The sequence below is a fragment of the Staphylococcus succinus genome (assembly GCF_029024945.1).
Classification (GTDB): domain Bacteria; phylum Bacillota; class Bacilli; order Staphylococcales; family Staphylococcaceae; genus Staphylococcus; species Staphylococcus succinus.
Genome location: NZ_CP118977.1, coordinates 1 through 18,633 on the forward strand (window position 1 = coordinate 1; position 18,633 = coordinate 18,633).

19 protein-coding genes and 1 pseudogene are annotated in these 18,633 nt (G+C 34.5%); 3 read left to right on the top strand and 17 right to left on the bottom strand.

Features of this window, described 5'->3' with window-relative positions; translation table 11 throughout:
- The 7 genes from PYW31_RS13270 to cstR all read right to left on the bottom strand — a co-directional run bounded on the left by PYW31_RS13270 (position 1) and on the right by cstR (position 6,691).
- A complete protein-coding gene (locus tag PYW31_RS13270) occupies positions 1-546 on the bottom strand; it encodes a YdhK family protein (RefSeq protein ID WP_002510756.1) in 546 nt (181 codons plus the stop codon).
- 19 nt (positions 547-565) lie between these two features.
- Complete coding sequence (gene mco, locus PYW31_RS13275) at positions 566-1,999, bottom strand: multi-copper oxidase Mco (protein ID WP_046836467.1); 1,434 nt, start codon at positions 1,997-1,999, stop codon at positions 566-568.
- 14 nt (positions 2,000-2,013) lie between these two features.
- Entirely contained in the window at positions 2,014-4,059 is a 2,046-nt protein-coding gene (gene copB / locus PYW31_RS13280; protein WP_080947926.1) for a copper-translocating P-type ATPase CopB, read from the bottom strand.
- Positions 4,060-4,486: 427 nt separating this feature from the next.
- Positions 4,487-4,813, bottom strand: a complete 327-nt coding sequence (locus tag PYW31_RS13285) for a four-helix bundle copper-binding protein (RefSeq protein WP_031917994.1) — start codon at positions 4,811-4,813, stop codon at positions 4,487-4,489.
- A 122-nt stretch (positions 4,814-4,935) separates the two neighbouring features.
- Positions 4,936-5,541 (bottom strand): recombinase family protein, encoded by a 606-nt coding sequence (locus PYW31_RS13290; RefSeq protein ID WP_031917995.1) that lies wholly within the window; start codon positions 5,539-5,541, stop codon positions 4,936-4,938.
- Positions 5,542-5,675: 134 nt separating this feature from the next.
- Complete coding sequence (locus PYW31_RS13295) at positions 5,676-6,431, bottom strand: sulfite exporter TauE/SafE family protein (protein ID WP_031863945.1); 756 nt, start codon at positions 6,429-6,431, stop codon at positions 5,676-5,678.
- The gene (cstR, locus tag PYW31_RS13300; protein ID WP_031863946.1) at positions 6,431-6,691 is read right to left on the bottom strand and encodes a persulfide-sensing transcriptional repressor CstR; all 261 of its coding nucleotides are present in this window, start codon (positions 6,689-6,691) and stop codon (positions 6,431-6,433) included. The genes PYW31_RS13295 and cstR overlap by 1 nt, the downstream gene beginning before the upstream one ends.
- A 137-nt stretch (positions 6,692-6,828) precedes the next feature.
- On the opposite strand from cstR, the gene cstA reads away from it, so the two are divergent.
- Both cstA and cstB read left to right on the top strand, forming a co-directional pair.
- Positions 6,829-7,896: a persulfide response sulfurtransferase CstA gene (gene cstA / locus PYW31_RS13305; protein WP_012816716.1), complete on the top strand. Its 1,068-nt coding sequence runs from the start codon at positions 6,829-6,831 to the stop codon at positions 7,894-7,896.
- Between the two features lie 30 nt (positions 7,897-7,926).
- Positions 7,927-9,261 (top strand): persulfide dioxygenase-sulfurtransferase CstB, encoded by a 1,335-nt coding sequence (gene cstB / locus PYW31_RS13310; RefSeq protein ID WP_031863947.1) that lies wholly within the window; start codon positions 7,927-7,929, stop codon positions 9,259-9,261.
- Between the two features lie 168 nt (positions 9,262-9,429).
- On the opposite strand, the gene PYW31_RS13315 is transcribed toward cstB, so the two are convergent.
- Positions 9,430-9,978, bottom strand: coding sequence for a recombinase family protein (locus tag PYW31_RS13315; protein WP_046466193.1), 549 nt, complete (start codon positions 9,976-9,978; stop codon positions 9,430-9,432).
- Between the two features lie 346 nt (positions 9,979-10,324).
- Here PYW31_RS13315 and PYW31_RS13320 point away from each other — a divergent pair, with 346 nt between their 5' ends.
- Positions 10,325-10,537: a hypothetical protein gene (locus PYW31_RS13320; protein ID WP_046836468.1), complete on the top strand. Its 213-nt coding sequence runs from the start codon at positions 10,325-10,327 to the stop codon at positions 10,535-10,537.
- Positions 10,538-10,784: 247 nt separating this feature from the next.
- On the opposite strand, the gene merA is transcribed toward PYW31_RS13320, so the two are convergent.
- The 9 genes and pseudogenes from merA to cadC form a co-directional block, all read right to left on the bottom strand.
- Positions 10,785-12,425, bottom strand: a complete 1,641-nt coding sequence (gene merA / locus PYW31_RS13325) for a mercury(II) reductase (RefSeq protein ID WP_046836469.1) — start codon at positions 12,423-12,425, stop codon at positions 10,785-10,787.
- Between the two features lie 163 nt (positions 12,426-12,588).
- A complete protein-coding gene (gene merR1 / locus PYW31_RS13330; RefSeq protein ID WP_046836471.1) occupies positions 12,589-12,987 on the bottom strand; it encodes a mercury resistance transcriptional regulator MerR1 in 399 nt (132 codons plus the stop codon).
- A 190-nt stretch (positions 12,988-13,177) separates the two neighbouring features.
- The gene (locus PYW31_RS13335; RefSeq protein ID WP_046836472.1) at positions 13,178-13,543 is read right to left on the bottom strand and encodes a DUF6262 family protein; all 366 of its coding nucleotides are present in this window, start codon (positions 13,541-13,543) and stop codon (positions 13,178-13,180) included.
- A gap of 1 nt (position 13,544) precedes the next feature.
- A pseudogene (locus PYW31_RS13340) lies at positions 13,545-13,826 on the bottom strand (transposase); the annotation flags it as partial.
- The gene (locus PYW31_RS13345) at positions 13,783-14,040 is read right to left on the bottom strand and encodes a redoxin family protein (RefSeq protein ID WP_234446432.1); all 258 of its coding nucleotides are present in this window, start codon (positions 14,038-14,040) and stop codon (positions 13,783-13,785) included. The gene PYW31_RS13345 and the pseudogene PYW31_RS13340, both read right to left, overlap by 44 nt.
- A 38-nt stretch (positions 14,041-14,078) precedes the next feature.
- The gene (locus tag PYW31_RS13350) at positions 14,079-14,282 is read right to left on the bottom strand and encodes a thioredoxin domain-containing protein (RefSeq protein ID WP_228070300.1); all 204 of its coding nucleotides are present in this window, start codon (positions 14,280-14,282) and stop codon (positions 14,079-14,081) included.
- A 731-nt stretch (positions 14,283-15,013) separates the two neighbouring features.
- Positions 15,014-15,628: a CadD family cadmium resistance transporter gene (locus tag PYW31_RS13355; protein WP_013730037.1), complete on the bottom strand. Its 615-nt coding sequence runs from the start codon at positions 15,626-15,628 to the stop codon at positions 15,014-15,016.
- Between the two features lie 103 nt (positions 15,629-15,731).
- Entirely contained in the window at positions 15,732-18,149 is a 2,418-nt protein-coding gene (locus PYW31_RS13360) for a cadmium-translocating P-type ATPase CadA (protein ID WP_019467776.1), read from the bottom strand.
- Positions 18,142-18,510 (bottom strand): Cd(II)/Pb(II)/Zn(II)-sensing metalloregulatory transcriptional repressor CadC, encoded by a 369-nt coding sequence (cadC, locus tag PYW31_RS13365; RefSeq protein WP_002510811.1) that lies wholly within the window; start codon positions 18,508-18,510, stop codon positions 18,142-18,144. The genes PYW31_RS13360 and cadC overlap by 8 nt, the downstream gene beginning before the upstream one ends.
- Positions 18,511-18,633: the final 123 nt, after the last annotated feature.

Below are 18,633 nucleotides of genomic sequence, written 5' to 3' on the forward strand. Positions count from 1 at the left end.
TTAACGAGATTTTAGTTCGTCAGTTGTCATCCATTTATGATTTTTAACCATCTCATCGTTTTCTGTTGATTTATAATCCACCATATAAACGGTTGTTTTTTCTACATCATCAATTTGAGCTTCTGCACCTTTCATACCAGGCATATGGTCAGCTTCTAATTTAACTGTATCACCTTTCTTGAATCCATTTTCAGGGGCATCTGCAACTTCCTCATTAACGACCCATTTGTGATTATTAACTTTTTCATCACCATTTGTAGGTGTGTAACTCACGACATAAGCATAGGTTTTGTAAGCACCTTTAACTGTACCTTTAGCATTTTTCATACCAGGCATATGATCAGCTGTAATTGTTATTTTATCGTCCTTTTTATATTTACTGTCATCTGTACTTTTCATATTATCTGGGGCTTTACTTTCACTCTTATGATTCATATGTTTTTCTTGTTTTTGATCTTTAGAATTTTCTTCTTCTTCGTTACCAGTTGAACAAGCTGATAATACTAATCCTGAAGCTACTATAATTGAGCTCAATTTTTTCATCATATTGAATTCTCCTTATAAATTATTTTGTTACTTTTATTTGTCCCATCATTCCATTATCTTCATGCTCAAGTATGTGACAATGGAACATGTATGTCCCAGTATTTTTAAAAACCACTTCTATTTTGGCTTTTTGTCCAGGTTCCAGAGATATAACGTCTTTTTTGCCTCTCATATCTTCTGAAGGTTTCTTCCCATCCACTGATAAAACTTTAAATTGCGTTCCGTGGATATGGAACGGGTGCTTCATACCACCCATTTTATCTTTGACGTTTTCAATTTCCCAAGTTTCTTTCCGGTTTACCTTTTGTGTGAAATCTATTCTGTTAGGATCGAATTTTTTGCCATTAATAGTAACATTATCGTCCATACCTTCTAATTTGATTTTTTTATCTACTTTTGGAGTAGTGTCTTTGTTAGTACTTTTTTCTTTGTTAATAATTGGTAAAATTACTGTTTCATCATTATCAACAAGATTGACTTTTTCTTCTTTCATTTTAGATAAATCTATTACTATTTCTTTTCTTGCTGAAGGAGCTAAATTAATTTCTTTTAACTTTTTAGTCTTTTCTAAATGGCCGCCTTCTGAAGCAATATATTCAAAACTTTGATTATTACTTAGCTTAAGATTTAAATCCCGAGCATTGGAGCCATTTAAAAGTCTCAAACGTATTTTTCCTTCTTTTGTTGTTAATTTAGGATCTACTTTCCCATTCACAAGGACTGTATCACCTTGAGTACCATCTTCATCTTTCGTTTTTGTATAATTTAATTTTTTAGATACAAATGTTTTATCTTGGATTATTATAGGCAAATCATTTTTCCCATAATTGCTAGGATAATTATTCTTTTTGTCATCCTCTATATATAATAACCCTGATAAACCATTATAAACTTGTTTAGCTGTATTTGGGGAGGGGTGGGGATGATACCATAATGTAGCAGCCTCTTGTTTAACCTCAAATTTTATTGTTTTTTCTTTTCCTGGTTTTATAACTTGAGAAGGGCCTCCATCCACTTTTCCATCTATTTCTAACCCATGCCAATGAAATGTTGTATTTTCATCTAAGTTGTTGACTAACTTAATTTTAACCTTATCTCCTTTTTTTAATTTTAAAGTTGGCCCAAGTAAATTTCCATTGTATCCTAAAGTGTTAGAGAAATTACCTTTGTAAAATTCTGTCTTTCCTTTCTGCGCTTTTAATGTATAACTTTTATAACCATTGTTACCTTTTTTAGGATCTAAAACTTTGGGAAATGTTATTTCATTTTTTCCTTGTGAAGAATTCAAATTTTTTCTTTCGTCATGACTTTTCATATCCATCATATCATTTCGCTTTTGATCATTTTCTTTCATGTCCATCATGTTGTGCTTACCTTCTGCAAAAGTATCATTAGGAACCATAAACATTATAGAAAATAACGTAATTAAAATTGTGAACATTTTTTTATACATTATATTTACCTCTTTTATTTTAATTTTAATGTAAATGCATTAATTGCTACGATGATCGTACTTAAAGACATAAGTATTGCACCCACAGCAGGTGATAATATTAAACCAATAGAAGCTAATATACCAGCTGCAAGAGGAACTGCAATCACGTTATATCCTGCACCCCACCATAAATTTTGAACCATTTTTTTCATCGTATTTTTTGAAAGGGACAAAAAATTGATAATATCAGAAGGATTACTTTTAACGAGTATGACATCCCCCGATTCAACAGCTACATCTGTCCCTGCGCCAATTGCCATACCAATATCTGCTCTAATAAGGCTTGGCGCATCATTGATACCATCACCAACCATCATGATTTTGCTACCATTGCTTTGATAATCTTGGATAATACTTTCTTTATCTTCGGGCATCAATTGCGCGTGGACATCACTAATACCTAATTCTTCAGCCACTGTTTGTGCCACTTCTTTATTATCGCCTGTAAGCATGACTGGCGTAATGTTTCTCGATAATAAATCCGAAACCATTTGTTTTGAACTTTCTTTAATTTTATCGCCTTGTGCAATAATACCAATAACTTGTCGGTCATGAATTAGATAACTAATAGAATTCCCTTGTTGAGCGAGATTCGTAAATTGTTCTTTATTATAATCAAAATTGCTTTTATCGAGATAAGAAACATTCACTATTTTGAGTTTTTTATTATCAACTGTGCCTTCTAAGCCTACACCTGGAATATTATTAACTTCTTGAGGAGTAGCATATGAAATATTTTTGCCTTTAGCAAAATCAACAATACCAGTGGCAAGTGGATGATTAGAGTTACTTTCTAATGAAGTAAATAGACTCAATATTTCTTCATTATTTAGCTCGTTCGTAAAACTTTCATAGTGATTCACTGAAAAGTTACCTTCAGTAAGTGTCCCAGTTTTATCCATCATGATGTAATCAATGTGTTGTGCGATTTCTACAGATTCTCTGTTTTTTATGATTAAACCATTATGTGCGCCTATAGAAGTAGAACGTGCTGTAACTAAAGGTATTGCCAATCCCAATGCATGAGGACAAGCAATAACTAATACGGTTACAAGTCGTTCGAGTGCGAAATCAACGTTATTTTGAATAAGCATCCATACAATAAATGAAATCAGCCCAATTCCTACGGCAAAGTAAAACAAATAACCTGCGACTTTATCCGAGAGGAGTTCAGCTTTTGACTTATCGTTTTGCGCTTGGTTAACAAGACCCATAACTTGAGATAGGTAGCCGTTTTCACCCGTAGCTGTCACTTTAACTTGTACTGTGCCTGAACCATTAATTGAACCCCCAATAACATCATCATTATGAGTTTTATGAACTTTTTTTGATTCGCCAGTAACTAATGATTCATCAATTGATGTTTCTCCTTGAACAATGATTCCGTCTGTGGGTATACTTTCGCCTGCTCTGACTTCCACAATATCGTCAATATAAATATCTGATATTTTAACTTCTTCTCGTTGATTATTATCAATCAGTTTCACTGCAGTATTAGGTAAAAGTTCTGCCATTTTCTTCAGTGCATTGCCTGCATTACCTACTGCGTTCATTTCAATCCAATGACCTAATAACATGATTAAAATTAAAGTCGCTAATTCCCAGAAAAAGTCCATTGTATGTGTGGATGAACCACTGAAATTATTCATATAAAAGGCGTATAAACTATAAATATAAGCAACTGAAATACCTAGAGCAACAAGCGTCATCATTCCAGGTTTTTTAGTTGAAATTTCATCTTTAGCCCCTGATAAAAATGGCTTTCCTCCATAAAAGAATAAAATAGTAGCAAGAATTAATACAATCCAATCTGACCCTGTAAATGAAAATTGAAACGGTAATTTAACCCCCATCATGGGTGATAAAATAATAATCGGTATCGCAAAAATCAAAGAAATAAAGAATTTACTTTTAAAATTCCCATGATGATGATGTGCATGATCGCCATGACTAGCGTGATTCTCATGTTCTTGATGGCTATGATTCTCATGATTTTGATGTTTTTCATTATTCGGCAAAATAAAACCTCCTAATTTTATATTTTTAGAGATAGTAATAAGATAATGTGAGTATAACATATACCCCCTGGACGTATATATTATTTAGTATTTTTTATTTTTCAGCGTTCAGAAAATTTGATAGCCATTTAAATAGAAACTTTAGTCTTGGTTTGTCCATCGCCAAAGAAATTGTGGCATTGCATGGGGGAATATTGAAGTTGAGAGCAAACTAGGCAAAGGCGCTGGTTTTATACTTGATATCCTGATTATCATTATGACTGTGGTAAACCGACGTCCAAGAGGTATATTCATATTGCTGGGTTAAATTGCTGTGTTTCCAGGCACATACTTATTTTATATTCGTTTCTTTAGTTGCAAGAAATAAAAACGTGGCACATGGGGGCTTTATCTCCAATGTGCCACTCCTTATATTATTTGGTTTTGTTTACGCGATTTCTTTACAAGCTTCTACACATTTAAAGCACGTCTCTGCACAATTTTGACAATGGTCATGGTTATGCTTCTGACATTCATTACCACATGCTCCGCATACTTTGGCGCATATTGTCGCCAAATCAGAAGCAAATGGTGAATTTCTTGTTAGCGATTGTTCTAAAAATGCACAGATGTCTGCGCATTCACGATCCAGACGGATGCACTCTGCCATCATTGTCATGTCTTTTTCCTTCAAACAGGCATCGTAACAATGATTACACGCTTCCATACATTCATGTAGCGTTTGAACCAGATTGTAATATTGTTTATCAGTCATTTGATACACCTCCAATGAAATCTAAATCTCTTAAATTAATTCCCATTCTATTTAGTAAATAAACCGATAATTGCTGAACTCCATAGAAACTGCGCAGGATTTTAATATCAAATGTACTTCTCTTAATATTTTCTTTCTTTTTTAATTCTGTATATAGTTTGCCTTGTTATACCGACTTTTTTAGCTATCTTACTAATTGACATTTCTTTATTCAGTAGTTCAACAATACGATAATAAACAAGTCTTTTTTGAGGGTCTTTAGCATCGGGAGAATACAGAACAGGTCTTCCTTTATAAATACCTTTTTCTTTGACTACTTTAATACCTTGAGCTTGTCGACGTTTACTTTCATTTCTTTCTTGTTCTGAAATCATTGCCAATATTTGAATGATTAAATCTTTCATAAACTTATCTAGTAATGGATTACCAATCACTTCATTCATCATGGGTAAACTCGTTATCATTAATTGAACTTCTTTATCTTTTAAATAATTAACTGTTTGGATTATTTCATCGTAATTTCTTCCTAGTCTATCAATAGACTCAATAATTAAACGATCTCCCATTCTTAAAAAATTTAATACTTCTTGAAATACAGGTCGATTTTCTATAGATTTCCCTGATTGTTTTTCAGTGAAGATTTTCTCAGCACCAAAAGATTGCAAATTTTCAATTTGTCTATCCAAATTTTGATCAACGGTAGAAACTCTTGCATATCCAACTATCATTTTTAACACCCTTTCTCATACACCCTAATCATACAAACGAATGTAGCATGTCAATTTACTTGCTATATGAGAATTTTTTAACTTTATAAATAAGAAAGAGAAGTACAAATATTAGTTGTACTTCTCTTTCTTATTTATAAAACAATTTGAATAATCGCAATAATAATTAAAATACTGATGATCCACTTTTGTACAAAACTAGGGACTTTTTTACCTAATTTTAAACCTAACGGAGCGAAAATAATACTCCCTATTATTAAAAATAACGCATCTTCTAAAGGAATGTAACCTTGTATAAGTTTAATGATAAAGGCGCCAATTGAAGATATAAAAGCAATTACTATACTATTAGCAACCACCGTATTCATTGGTAATTTGAATAAAACTAATAATATAGGAATAATAATAAAGGCGCCGCCTGCTCCAACTATACCCGAAATGATGCCAACAAAAAGACCCACAATAACCAATAAAGGCTTATTAAAGGAAGATTGGTCTGAACTAGGTTTTACGTTAATAAACATTAATATTAATGCAAGTAAAGCAATGATAATATACACCATATTTACAAATGTAGCATCAAATAAATTTGCTAGCAAAGCCCCTAACATGCTCCCTATAATCATACCTCCTCCCATATAAAGGACCAACTGGGGTGAGAATTCTGGTTTTTTTCTTGCTTTCAAAGAGCCACTTAAGGTACTGAAAAAGACTTGGCTAGAAGTAAGTCCTGATGCGATATACGCGCTATATGCAGGAGCCCCAAATAGTGGCGGTAACAATAAAATGGCTGGGTAAATAATAATAGCGCCACCTATACCTACTAGACCAGATATAAATCCTCCGAACACTCCGATGAGCAACATAATGATAATATTTATAATATCCATTATTTACTTTTCACCAATAAGTTAACAGCTTCATTAATGATTTCTTGTGAATCTTCATTGTTGTCATCAGCTGAATTGACGCATTCAATTAAATTTTCGCTAATAATAATCCCCATTAATCTTTGTAATGAACTTTTTGAAGCACTAAGTTGCGTAATCACATCTTTACAATGCTTTTCTTCTTCCATCATTTTTACAACGCCATTTAATTGCCCTTGTACTCTATTAATACGATTGATCATGTTTTTATCATAATTCATAGTAATTTCCTCCACTTTTAATTGAATAGAGTCATAATAATAAATTAAAACAAGTTTGTCAAATACGTGCGGGGGTATTTGACAAAAAGAGTTATATCTTTTAACATACCCTTATAGGTATTTAACAGGAGGTTATTATGAAACAATATAATGAAAAACATATTAATGATTTAAGTAAATCAGAATTAGAAAAATTAACTTCTCAAGGTCAATTGATTGATGTAAGAACACAAGAAGAATATGAATTGGGGCACATCAATGGTTCCACACTGCATCCTGTAGATGAGATTGAGTCGTTCAATAAAGACAAAAATAAAACCTATTATGTACACTGTAAAAGTGGTAACAGAAGTGCTAAAGCTAGTAAATATTTAGCTGAACAAGGTTATGACGTTGTAAATTTAGACGGCGGCTATAAAGCTTATGAAGAAAAAAACGTCAGCGATGATACAAAAGAAGAAAACACAAATGTAGAAATTAAAGCAGAGCGTAAACAATTAAACTATAGTGGTCTTCAATGTCCAGGCCCTATTGTAAATATCAGTAAAGAAGTAAAAAATATTCAAGAAGGTGACCAAATTGAGGTTACAGTCACAGATCCAGGATTCGCAAGTGATATTAAAAGCTGGGCGAAACAAACGGGACACACATTAGTAAAACTTGATGGGGGTGACAATGAAATTAAAGCGATTATTCAAAAAGAACAACCCAAAGATTTAGAAGTGAGTCATACGTCTAAAGGCACTACAATTGTACTATTTAGTGGAGAATTAGATAAAGCAGTGGCAGCAATGATTATTGCGAATGGTGCTAAAGCTGCAGGAAGAGATGTAACCATCTTTTTCACTTTCTGGGGACTTAACGCGTTGAAAAAAGCGCAAACAGCTAACGTTAAAAAGAAAGGTATCGCAAAAATGTTTGATTTTATGTTGCCAAAAACACCCTTGAAAATGCCACTCTCTAAAATGAATATGTTCGGTTTAGGTAATATCATGATGCGCTACGTAATGAAAAAGAAAAATGTTGATTCATTACCATCACTTATCGACCAAGCAATCGACCAAGATATCAAATTAATCGCATGTACGATGAGCATGGATGTCATGGGCATTAAGAAAGAAGAATTAAGAGACGAAGTTGAGTACGGCGGTGTAGGCACTTATATAGGTGATACTGAAAACGCGAGTCATAATTTATTTATTTAATTAAATCTATTAAAATAAGGAGTTCTTTATATGTTTTTTAAACAATTTTACGATAACAATTTATCTCAAGCATCTTATTTAGTTGGCTGTCAACGCACAGGAGAGGCAATAATAATTGACCCTGTACGTGACTTAACAAAATATATGGAAGTTGCAGATAGCGAAGGTTTTACAATTACACAAGCTGCAGAAACCCATATCCACGCTGATTTTGCTTCAGGCATTAGAGATGTGGCAGAACAATTAAATGCAAACGTATATGTATCTGGCGAAGGTGACGATGAATTAAGTTATCGTAATATGCCAGAACAAACACATTTTGTTAAACATCAAGATATTATTCATGTAGGTAACATTAAATTAGAAGTATTGCATACACCTGGTCATACCCCAGAGAGTATTAGTTTCTTACTCACGGATGAAGGTGGCGGCTCAAGTGTTCCAATGGGTTTATTTAGTGGTGACTTTATTTTTGTTGGTGATATCGGTAGACCCGATTTACTAGAAAAATCAGTTCAAGTCGAAGGTTCTACAGAAGTTAGTGCGAAACAAATGTATCAATCTATAGAAAGTGTTAAAGATTTACCAGATTATATTCAAATTTGGCCAGGCCACGGTGCTGGAAGTCCTTGTGGTAAAGCATTAGGCGCCGTACCAATGTCTACGCTAGGTTATGAAAAAATAAATAACTGGGCATTTAGTGAAACTGATGAAATTAAATTCATTGAAACATTAACATCAAATCAACCAGCGCCACCACATCATTTTACACAAATGAAAAAAATTAACCAATTTGGTATGGAATTATATCAACCATACAATGTTTATCCTAGTTTAAGCAATGAAAGAATAGCATTTGATCTTCGTAGCAAAGAAGCCTTTCATGGTGGTCATACTAAAGGGACAATCAATATTCCTTACAACAAAAACTTTATTAACCAAATCGGTTGGTATTTAGACTATGAAAATAGTATAGATTTAATTGGTGATAAATCTACCGTTGAACAAGCAGCGCATACTTTACAATTAATTGGATTTGATAATGTAGCAGGTTATCGTTTACCAAAATCAGAAATTTTAACCCAATCCATCCATAGCGTTGATATGACTGGTAAAGAAGAATATATACTTGACGTACGTAATGAAGAAGAGTGGAATAATGGGCACTTAGATCAAGCAGTCAATATTCCGCATGGTAAATTATTAAATGAAAATATTCCATTTAATAAAGAGGATAAAATATACGTACATTGTCAGTCAGGTGTTAGAAGTTCAATCGCCGTGGGTATCTTAGAAAACAAAGGATTTGAAAATGTCGTAAATATTAGAGAAGGCTATCAAGATTTTCCAGAATCATTAAAATAATTTAAGAGTGTACAGAAAACAGTTATTTTCTGTACACTCTTTCTTCATAATCCAAAATCTATGAATATCAGTATATAATATGTTCAAAAACTCAACATAAAATCAATGTTCATAAAATGATTTAGATACACCTATAAGAGCCTTAAGTAATATATTTTTTCATAGAGTTTAATCTTTAAGCATCCTATATACTGTAGAACGACTTACACCTGTTTGTTTAGCAATATCTTCGCCAGTAAGTTTTTGCTCATCATATAAGAATTTAATCTCTCTTTTTTTATGATCTGGTAATGATGGTCTTCCACCTTTTCTCCCTCTAGCTCTTGCTGCTTCTAATCCTTTTTTCGTACGTTCGCTTAATAAGTTAGCTTCAAGTTCAGCAAATGCACTCATCATAGTAAAGAACATCTTGCCCATCGCATCTTTGGTTGATACGTTCATATCTATAATATGTAAATCAATACTATTATCATCTAACCATTGAGATAACTCAATTAATTGCTTGGTTGTTCGGCCAAGACGATCTAGTTTATAGATAACTAAAATATCGCCTTCACGTAAATAATCTAAGCATTTATCAAGTTCCGTTCGTTTCGTTTTGCGACCACTCGCTTTCTCGCTAAAGATACGTTCACAACCATATTCCTCAAGTGTATCAATCTGTCCATCAAGACTTTGATCTTGTGTTGATACACGTGCATAACCAATTTTAGCCATTTGAATACCACCTCTTTTAATCGTTTTATGAGTACTTACTAATGAAATCTAGTTCTCGATGCAAATAAACGCGGCTCTCATCGTCTGAAAACTCATATTTTTTGGTATTTATGATACATTGATTATAACACAAGTTTTTAGACTTCGATATCCAAGAAAAACCTCTTAATATTAAGTTAAGAGGTTTTGTATCAAAAACGATCGTTTTTTAAACTTAATTTTACATGTAGTTTTTGTCATATTAAATACTCATTTTATGCACGGATTCTCGAAAATTATAATCTAGTCTAATACATAAAGGAATGACAAGTTCTTTATTAAAAGTAGAAAGAAGGGATTGTAAAGTATGAGAAAAAAGAACCTATTGATAAGCTTGTTTTCTCTAATGATGGTCATTGTTTTATCAGCTTGTACAAGCAATGACGAAGAAGCATCTGTAGAAGATACTAGCAATGAAAAGAATTCAAATGAAGAGATGAACATGAATGAGGACAATGAAGGTTCTATGGAAGAAAATATGAATGGCTCCTCCAGTGAAGGAGATGCACATTATCAATAGTAAAGTACAGAAATTACAGCACAATACTTACCTTTGCTTTAACTACATGTCTTCAATGTTTCTAACATATCATATCTGATGACTTGAAAATACGTAAAAGGGGTAGCGCCATCATTTTGACATAAAACCCACGTTAAAACATTTTTCAGAAGAAAAAAAGACGATTGTCTCTACGCTAAGAGAAGAATCGTCTTTTATAAAAATTTTCATTAACTGAGGAGTATATCAAGGTTTACTGGAAAGGTGATCAACCTGCACAACAAGATAATTTTGATACATCTTTATCAAACGTAAGGGCAGCTAATTTTAATCCCTCTGCCATTGTCAAATATGGAGCCACGGTTTCTCGGAGATCCTCCACGGTTAAACCGAATTTGACAGCCAGTGTCGCCGCATAAATTACTTCTCCTGCATTTTCTGCTACCACATGTGCTCCTAATATCTTCATTGTTTTTGCGTCTGCCACTAATTTAAAAACACCTGTTGTTTCTCGATTAACCAAGGCTCTCGGAACGGCATCTAAAGGCAAGACGGATGTTTTCACTTCATAGCCTTTTTCTTTTGCTTGTTGCTCCGTTAAACCAACGGTTGCAATCGCTGGAGCTGTAAACGTAACCCCTGGAACCACTTCTAAATTCAGCTTTTTATTCAGTCCTCCGATGGCATTTCCTGCTGCAATTCCACCTTGATAAGCTGCCACATATACAAATTGAGGGCCAAGCGTCACATCTCCTGCCGCATAGATGCTTGAATTCGTTGTTTTTGAATACTCATCGATTATAATTTCACCACGGGAGCCTACTTCAACACCTGCTACCTCTAAATTCAAAGTCGTCGTATTTGGTGTTCTTCCAGTGGCAACTAGTAATTGATCTGCTTCAATGATTCGCTTCTTGCCATTGACTTCAACATGAACCTTTTTAACGTCTCCGTCCTGTTCGATTCGTTCAAAGGATGCTCCTGTTACTAAATTAATCCCTTGTTCTGTTAATGCTTGCGTGATCGCTTCTGACACTTCAGGATCGTATTCCTTTAACAGTCGTGGACTTCTTTGCATCAACGTTACTTCTGAACCCAAATGATGGAATAGTTGTCCCAATTCCATACCGATATATCCTGAACCGATGACTGTAAGACGCTTTGGAACCTGTTTTAATTCAAGTAATGTTGTACTTGTTAAATAATCTACCTCTTCTAATCCAGGAATCTTTGGTACAGCAGGTGAAGCACCTGTCGCGATTAAAAATCGTTTGGCTGATAACTGCTTGCCATTCACTTCGACGGTTTTTTCATCCACGAATTTCGCTTCACCTTTTATTAATTCAAAGCCGTAGTCATCAATTAAATCAACATATTTCGAGTTTCGAAGATCCGTCACCAAATCGTTTTTCTGCTTAATCAATGGAGCCAAATCGACATTGCCTGCTGACGTGTGCAATCCTAAAAACGGATTGTTTTTTGCTATGTGATTGATTTCTCCAGCTCTTAACAGCGTCTTTGAAGGAACACATCCGATGTTCACGCATGTTCCACCCACTGTGCCACGTTCGATGATTGCCACGTTCGCTCCGTATTTCGCGGCTTCAATGGCAGATGAAAAGGATGCTCCACCAGAACCAATGATAATGTAGTCATAATCGCCTTCATCTCCAAGTTGCACCGTTTCTTGCTGTTGTACTTCTTCTGTTTCTCCTGTCTGGTATTTGGCTTCAGAAATCGCCTTTTTCGCTCTTTCCACCTCCACGTCATTCGGAAGCTCAAATACAGCTTCTTCGCGACGAAAATCCACTTCAATCTCTTTTGCACCCATGTTTTCAAGAGCAACAGCAACATGCTCTTCACAACCCGTGCAAGTCATCCCTTGAACGTTTACTCGATACTTTTTCATATTAATATTCCTCCTTTTACTCGACTCCAAGACCGAAATCCGAAATTGCCGTCTTAATTAACTGTAAATCCGTTTTCCTATCATCAAAGGAAACCGTTACTTCGCCCGTGCTTCCACTGACTTTAATGGCTGTTTTGCCAACGCCTTCTACCTGTTTCACCTCTTATTTCTTCATCAGTGTTTCAATAATGGGGCATTCGTAAATATCTTTGTTTTCGGGACATCTTTCTTTAAGATCCACCAGCATTTGTTCAATTCTTTTGAGACCTTCAATTTTACGCTGGATGTCCTCTAACTTAAGAACAGTGAAATCATACATATCACGGCACTTCGATTCATTGCGATCGACGACTCCTAATAATTTGTCAATTTCATTTAATGTAAAGCCTAGTTCCTGCATCCTTTTTATGAAATTCAATCGATCGATAATTTGTTGTGAATACATGCGGTATCCTGATTCCGTACGATCAGGTTCTGAAATTAAGCCTATACGTTCATAATATCGAATAGTCTCTTTATTAACGCTGCACTTCTCAGCCAGTTCTCCAATACGAAATTGCATTTATCTCACCTCATATAAAGTATAAACCCTGTACCATAGTACAGGGTCAAGGGAAGTATTATTTACTATATTATCGATTTGCTTTCTTATACCAAAGTGTCCCGTTATCCCAACGAGAAAAACAGAAGTTCAGATTATCAATGCACTTCTGTATTAAAATTAGAGATACATCTTAGGATGCACAATGCTGCTAAAATAGCTTGCCATGTAATATTTGAACTTGATCCTTTAATTGTTTGTTTTCTTCTTCTAGTGCCTTTATACGGTTTTTTAAGGTCTTTATTAACACATCCTCTGAACGGGGGCTTTTACTTTGTTTACGGGGGACTAACTCACTTATTTGCATCCCTCTTAATGTCTCTACTCTATTTCTAATATCTTTTTGTTTGTAAAGCCATGACTTTGAAACATTTGCCTTTTGTGCAACGGAGTTAAAATTAATCTTCTCTTTTTTCAATGCCATCTCTGAAATTGTCTTTTCAACCCTAATTCTTGTTTTCTCCGACTTTTCTTTTGATAGTTGAATTATGGCAGTTGTGTTACTCTTTCTAGTCATCTTAATTCGTCCCCTTTAACGAATGAATAATCTGCTCTAATCTATTTTTCACACGTTCGTTAGTTTCAACCTGACGCTGCCATTGGTTCTGTTTAGCCCTATTTAGTATTTCTTTAGTTCGGTCTAAGTGCTCTTCATGTTCATTTAGAAATTGTTTACTTGTACAGAAGTTCGTACAATCTAAACAAGCATTTGCGTGGGGACAAGGTCCGGCAATTACTGGTAAACGACAATAGCCTTTAGGAAGTGCTTGTGCATTGATATTCTTTCTTATCCACGACAATACCGTTTTTATTGATTGCTATTGTCGTCGGCAGTGGTCCGACTTGATAAGCTTTAGTCACATCTCTGTTTCGATCCAATGCGATTGGAAAATCAAGTTTTTCATCTAAGCTGGATAAGAACTGATTAATCTGCTGCCCATCCTCCGAAACATTTATTGCAATGATCTCATAATCATCATGTCCCTCATTATAAATTCGGTTCATATCAGGCATTTCTTCACGACACGGTTTACACCAAGTCCCCCAGAAATTCAAAATAACACTTTTTCTAAATTGACATCTGATAATTGTATTGGACCACCTTTCAACGTCTCTAGTTGAAAATCTATTGCTTCATCCCCTACTTGTACAGTTTTTTTATCAGAAGTTAAATTGAACCACAAAGTGACCCCTAATAAAATAATGATACTTAGTATAATACTTACTCTAAGAATACTTCTTGTTGTTTTTTTCATAATATTATACCTCCTGTAACGATTCCTTTCATCGAACAAATCATGCATTTTTGGTTGGCTTTGAAAGATAATTTTTGTTAAAAATAAAAGTTCATTCTCACACCAATCTAAGTACAAACTTTAACTGTTAAGAAAAATTCACTCCTAATTATTTAGCTTAAGCTAAATTTTCAAAGAAACTGTGCAGTTTCTTAAGTATTTAATGTGACATTTCATATCATTAAGAGATTTTATTGGAACTCGAGAATTAGACTAATAAAATTAGCAGTTATAAGAAGTTCTCTTTACTCTTCAAATAAAACAATATTAGTCTTTAACTCGCATCAGTCTTATGTCATTCAATGTTATTAGTAATCTTTCACCTATGCTAGGATGTATAGCAATACACAATACCACATTAACTGAGAATTTGATTATAATAATCAAATTCTCAGTTAATGTGGTATGCAAAAAAATCTATAAATATATTTTTAATAATGTATGTTTTGAGCAGACCCTAAATAGACATTATATATGTATTGATATGCTTAGCTTGTCACTTTAGGAGTTATTTTGCACCTATTTTAATCGTTATTTTGCATTACAAGTTAATAAGGTTAGAGTCAGGAGGTATATAGAAGTCCAATTTCTCAGTTCTAAAATTAAGAAATTGGACTTCTATCGTGACTCCCAAAAGGCGGTCTTATATGTCAAACGAGCGCTGATTCTTATTAGAGAAAGCGTTCCGATTGTTAAAGAAATGAGAATAAAGCGTTAAATGTACCATTTTCAAACAATATATAAATCCCTAACCCAATGAATACAATAGGTACAATCCAACGTTCATATTTCTCAATTTTTTCTGATACAAAATCTAAGGAAGCTAAGCGATAGCTGACATAACATAAAACAGCAACCATAATCAAAAAGACAATAACAGCAATAAAGATTTCAGACATATTTAAGGTCGTGAAGTACGGTATATAAATCGAAAAGTCATCCGCACTGGAAGCTAATACGATGAAAGTCATCGTCAAAAATAACTGATTAAATTTTCCAGAGGAGAATAAAGATAAAATACTACTTTCATCTTCATCCTCTTCTCCTTTAATCCACATTTTCACACCTAAGTAAAGTGGTAAAAGTCCAAGTAGTCCGATAACCCATTGCTGAGGAATTAAATTTACAACCCCCTGTGCAACTAAAAGACTTGCTCCTATAACAATTGCAGTCCCTATATATTGTCCTATCCAAATATGTTTCACCTGACCTTTTTTTACTTGCGAAAACAAAAGAATTAATATAACGAGATAATCAATTCCTGTTGCTACATATACCGCAGCTGCTGTAAGTATCGTTGCGATCATTTTTCCATCTCCAATATTTTATATTTTAGGGGTAGGACTTTTCTTCAAATTGAAAAGCCCCCTTGAATTGCGCACAGCGTGACCTTACTATTCTGTTTTCTACCTATTTATCCTTCACTCTCATCAGTCGTAAACTATTTAATGCTACCAAAATAGTAGCTCCCATATCGGAAAGAATCGCTATCCAAAGGGTTAACCATCCCGGGATAACTAATAGTAAGGCAATTATTTTAATTCCGATAGCAAAAGTGATGTTAGCTTTAATGATATTTAAAGTTTTTCGACTGAGTCTTACTGCAAATGGAAGCTTACTTAAATCATCTCCCATTAATGCAATATCAGCTGTTTCAATTGCAGTATCCGTTCCAGCACCGCCCATTGCAATTCCAACAGTAGATGCAGCAAGTGCTGGAGCATCATTAACGCCATCGCCAATCATAGCTACATTATCATACTCCGATTGCATTTTTTTAATATAATCTAATTTATCCTGTGGCATCAATTCAGACTGAATATCAGAAACGCCTACATGTGTACCGATTGCATTTGCAGTACCTTGATTATCACCTGTCAGCATAATTGTTTGCTTGATACCTAACTGATGAAGTTTTTGAATCACATTTTTACTTGTTTCACGAACCTCATCTGCAACGGCAATTACGCCGAGAATTGTTTTTTCCGTTCCAATAATCATGGCTGTTTTTCCTTGGTTTTGTAGGATTTTCACATTGTTTTCAAACCCAAGGCTAAAATCGGAAACATTTAATTCCTTGAAAAGTTTTGGGCTTCCAATATAGTAAGTAGTTCCGTTTACAATCCCTTTTATACCTCGCCCAGTAATCGAAGTGAATTCTTCCACTTGTACATTAGAATAAGGGATATTATCTTGCTCTGCCTTTTTCATTATTGCTGAAGCAAGTGGATGTTGTGAACGATATTCTAAAGCTGTAATGGTAGAGAATAGCTCTTTTTCTTCCACTTGGTCATTTAATACTTCAAAATCTGTTACCACTGGTACACCTTTTGTCAGTGTTCCTGTTTTATCAAATGCGACTGTCTTAATGGCTCCTAATTTCTCGAGATAGACACCACCTTTAACCAACACACCTTTTTTCGCTGCATTTCCAATTGCCGAGACAATCGAGATTGGAGTAGAAATAACTAATGCACAAGGACATCCAACTACAAGAACTGCTAATCCTTGATAAACCCATGTATCCCAACTGCCACCAAAGAATAGGGGTGGAACGACTGCAACCAAGGCTGCAATAACCATAATGATCGGAGTGTAGTATTTCGCAAATTTATCAACGAATGCTTGGGCTGGAGCACGCTCCCCTTGTGCTTCTTCAACAAGATGAATAATCTTGGCAATGGTTGTATCTTCTACGTATTTGGTGATTTTTACTTCAATTAGTCCCTCTTCGTTAAGCGTACCTGCAAATACTTCGTCATCTACCGCTTTGGAGACGGGAACAGATTCTCCTGTTATAGCTGCCTGATTGACAGCCGACAAGCCATTCACAATGATTCCATCCATGGCAATTTTCTCCCCTGGTTTGACAATCATGATATCACCCACAGCGATATCGTCCACATGGATTATTATTTCCTGACCATTTCGTCTAACTAGTGCTTCTTTTGGGGCGATATCCATCAATGAACGTATGGATTGTCTTGCTCTGTCCATAGAGAAGCGTTCAAGTGCTTCACTGATTGCAAAGAGAATAACAACAATAGATGCCTCTGCCCATTCACCAATAATGGCAGCTCCAATAACGGCAACGGTCATCAGGGTTTTCATGTCGAAATCAAAGCGTATCAAATTTTGAAAACCGACTTTAAATAATGAATATCCGCCAATTACAATAGAACCTACAAATAACATGGAAGTTACGAGGTTATCTTCTCCATTTACAAAGTGAGAAAGGTAACCAAAAGCAATTAGTAGTGTGGCAAACAGCAATGTACTATGTTTTTTATAAAATGGTGTTTTCTCTTCTTTATGAGCCTTAGTGTCATCTTTAACCCTTTGTATCGTTTGATTCGCTAGTTTTTCAGGAGATACTTTTAGATTCTCAAAAGCACCTGCTTTTTCAAGTTCTTCAACCGATGCATTTCCATATACATCAATTTTAGAAGCGCCAAAGTTTACTTTTGCATCCTCAACTCCAGCTATTTGTTTTACATTTTTTTCAAACTTCCCCGCACAATTTGCGCAGGAAAATCCTTCCACACGGTAAACGTTTTTATCTTTAATTACCACAGGTTCTACCCGTCTTTTAGGTTTCTCTGGTGCCACTTTAAGATTTTCAAAAGCACCAGCCTTTTCTAGTTCTTCAACAGTTGCACTGCCGAAGACATCAATTTTTGAAGCTCCAAAATTTACTTTTGCGTCCTGAACGCCTGGAATCTTTTTAACATTTTTCTCAAACTTTCCTGCACAATTTGCACATGAAAATCCTTGGACCCGATAGACGTTCATTTCTTCTTCCATTAGTTTAACCTTTTGTTCAGACATTGACCTTCACTTCTTTCTTATGTGCTAGGGCGATCATCATTATCTGCCTGATATGTTCATCATCTAAAGAATAGAAAGCTAGTTTTCCTTCTTTTCTAAAGTTGACCACCCCTTGCTTATAAAGCGTACGTAAATGATGAGATGCATTTGCTATCGTAATACCTAAGATATTTGCTATATCACAAACACACAACTCTTCATCCTGACACAGAGCGTAAGTAATTTTTGCTCTATTTTCATCGGCAATAGCCTTTAACATTTGGCTAACACCAGAAATATCAACTGTTTGTAAATCCCCTTGTATTCGATTAACCTTTTCTTCGTCATAACAAAAAATTTCACAAGTATCTTTCTTTTTCATATTATCATCCCATCTTCATTCAAATATTTATTTGAATATATTATAAGCATTTTCGACTCATCATGCAAGCAAATATTTGAATGAAAATAAAAGAAGTAAGTAGGGCATAAAATTCTAGTCTCA

What these genes read in the sequence shown, in the direction of transcription:
- merR1 (WP_046836471.1), bottom strand. Translation starts at nt 12,987, where the DNA reads ATGCAATTTCGTATTGGAGAACTGGCTGAGAAGTGCAGCGTTAATAAA.
- PYW31_RS13285 (WP_031917994.1), bottom strand. Translation starts at nt 4,813, where the DNA reads ATGACTGATAAACAATATTACAATCTGGTTCAAACGCTACATGAATGT.
- cstA (WP_012816716.1), top strand. Translation starts at nt 6,829, where the DNA reads ATGAAACAATATAATGAAAAACATATTAATGATTTAAGTAAATCAGAA.
- cstR (WP_031863946.1), bottom strand. Translation starts at nt 6,691, where the DNA reads ATGAATTATGATAAAAACATGATCAATCGTATTAATAGAGTACAAGGG.
- cstB (WP_031863947.1), top strand. Translation starts at nt 7,927, where the DNA reads ATGTTTTTTAAACAATTTTACGATAACAATTTATCTCAAGCATCTTAT.
- PYW31_RS13290 (WP_031917995.1), bottom strand. Translation starts at nt 5,541, where the DNA reads ATGATAGTTGGATATGCAAGAGTTTCTACCGTTGATCAAAATTTGGAT.
- PYW31_RS13335 (WP_046836472.1), bottom strand. Translation starts at nt 13,543, where the DNA reads ATGACTAGAAAGAGTAACACAACTGCCATAATTCAACTATCAAAAGAA.
- PYW31_RS13355 (WP_013730037.1), bottom strand. Translation starts at nt 15,628, where the DNA reads ATGATCGCAACGATACTTACAGCAGCTGCGGTATATGTAGCAACAGGA.
- PYW31_RS13360 (WP_019467776.1), bottom strand. Translation starts at nt 18,149, where the DNA reads ATGTCTGAACAAAAGGTTAAACTAATGGAAGAAGAAATGAACGTCTAT.
- PYW31_RS13315 (WP_046466193.1), bottom strand. Translation starts at nt 9,978, where the DNA reads ATGGCTAAAATTGGTTATGCACGTGTATCAACACAAGATCAAAGTCTT.
- PYW31_RS13270 (WP_002510756.1), bottom strand. Translation starts at nt 546, where the DNA reads ATGATGAAAAAATTGAGCTCAATTATAGTAGCTTCAGGATTAGTATTA.
- PYW31_RS13295 (WP_031863945.1), bottom strand. Translation starts at nt 6,431, where the DNA reads ATGGATATTATAAATATTATCATTATGTTGCTCATCGGAGTGTTCGGA.
- mco (WP_046836467.1), bottom strand. Translation starts at nt 1,999, where the DNA reads ATGTATAAAAAAATGTTCACAATTTTAATTACGTTATTTTCTATAATG.
- cadC (WP_002510811.1), bottom strand. Translation starts at nt 18,510, where the DNA reads ATGAAAAAGAAAGATACTTGTGAAATTTTTTGTTATGACGAAGAAAAG.
- PYW31_RS13345 (WP_234446432.1), bottom strand. Translation starts at nt 14,040, where the DNA reads ATGCCTGATATGAACCGAATTTATAATGAGGGACATGATGATTATGAG.
- PYW31_RS13350 (WP_228070300.1), bottom strand. Translation starts at nt 14,282, where the DNA reads ATGAAAAAAACAACAAGAAGTATTCTTAGAGTAAGTATTATACTAAGT.
- merA (WP_046836469.1), bottom strand. Translation starts at nt 12,425, where the DNA reads ATGAAAAAGTATCGAGTAAACGTTCAAGGGATGACTTGCACGGGTTGT.
- PYW31_RS13320 (WP_046836468.1), top strand. Translation starts at nt 10,325, where the DNA reads ATGAGAAAAAAGAACCTATTGATAAGCTTGTTTTCTCTAATGATGGTC.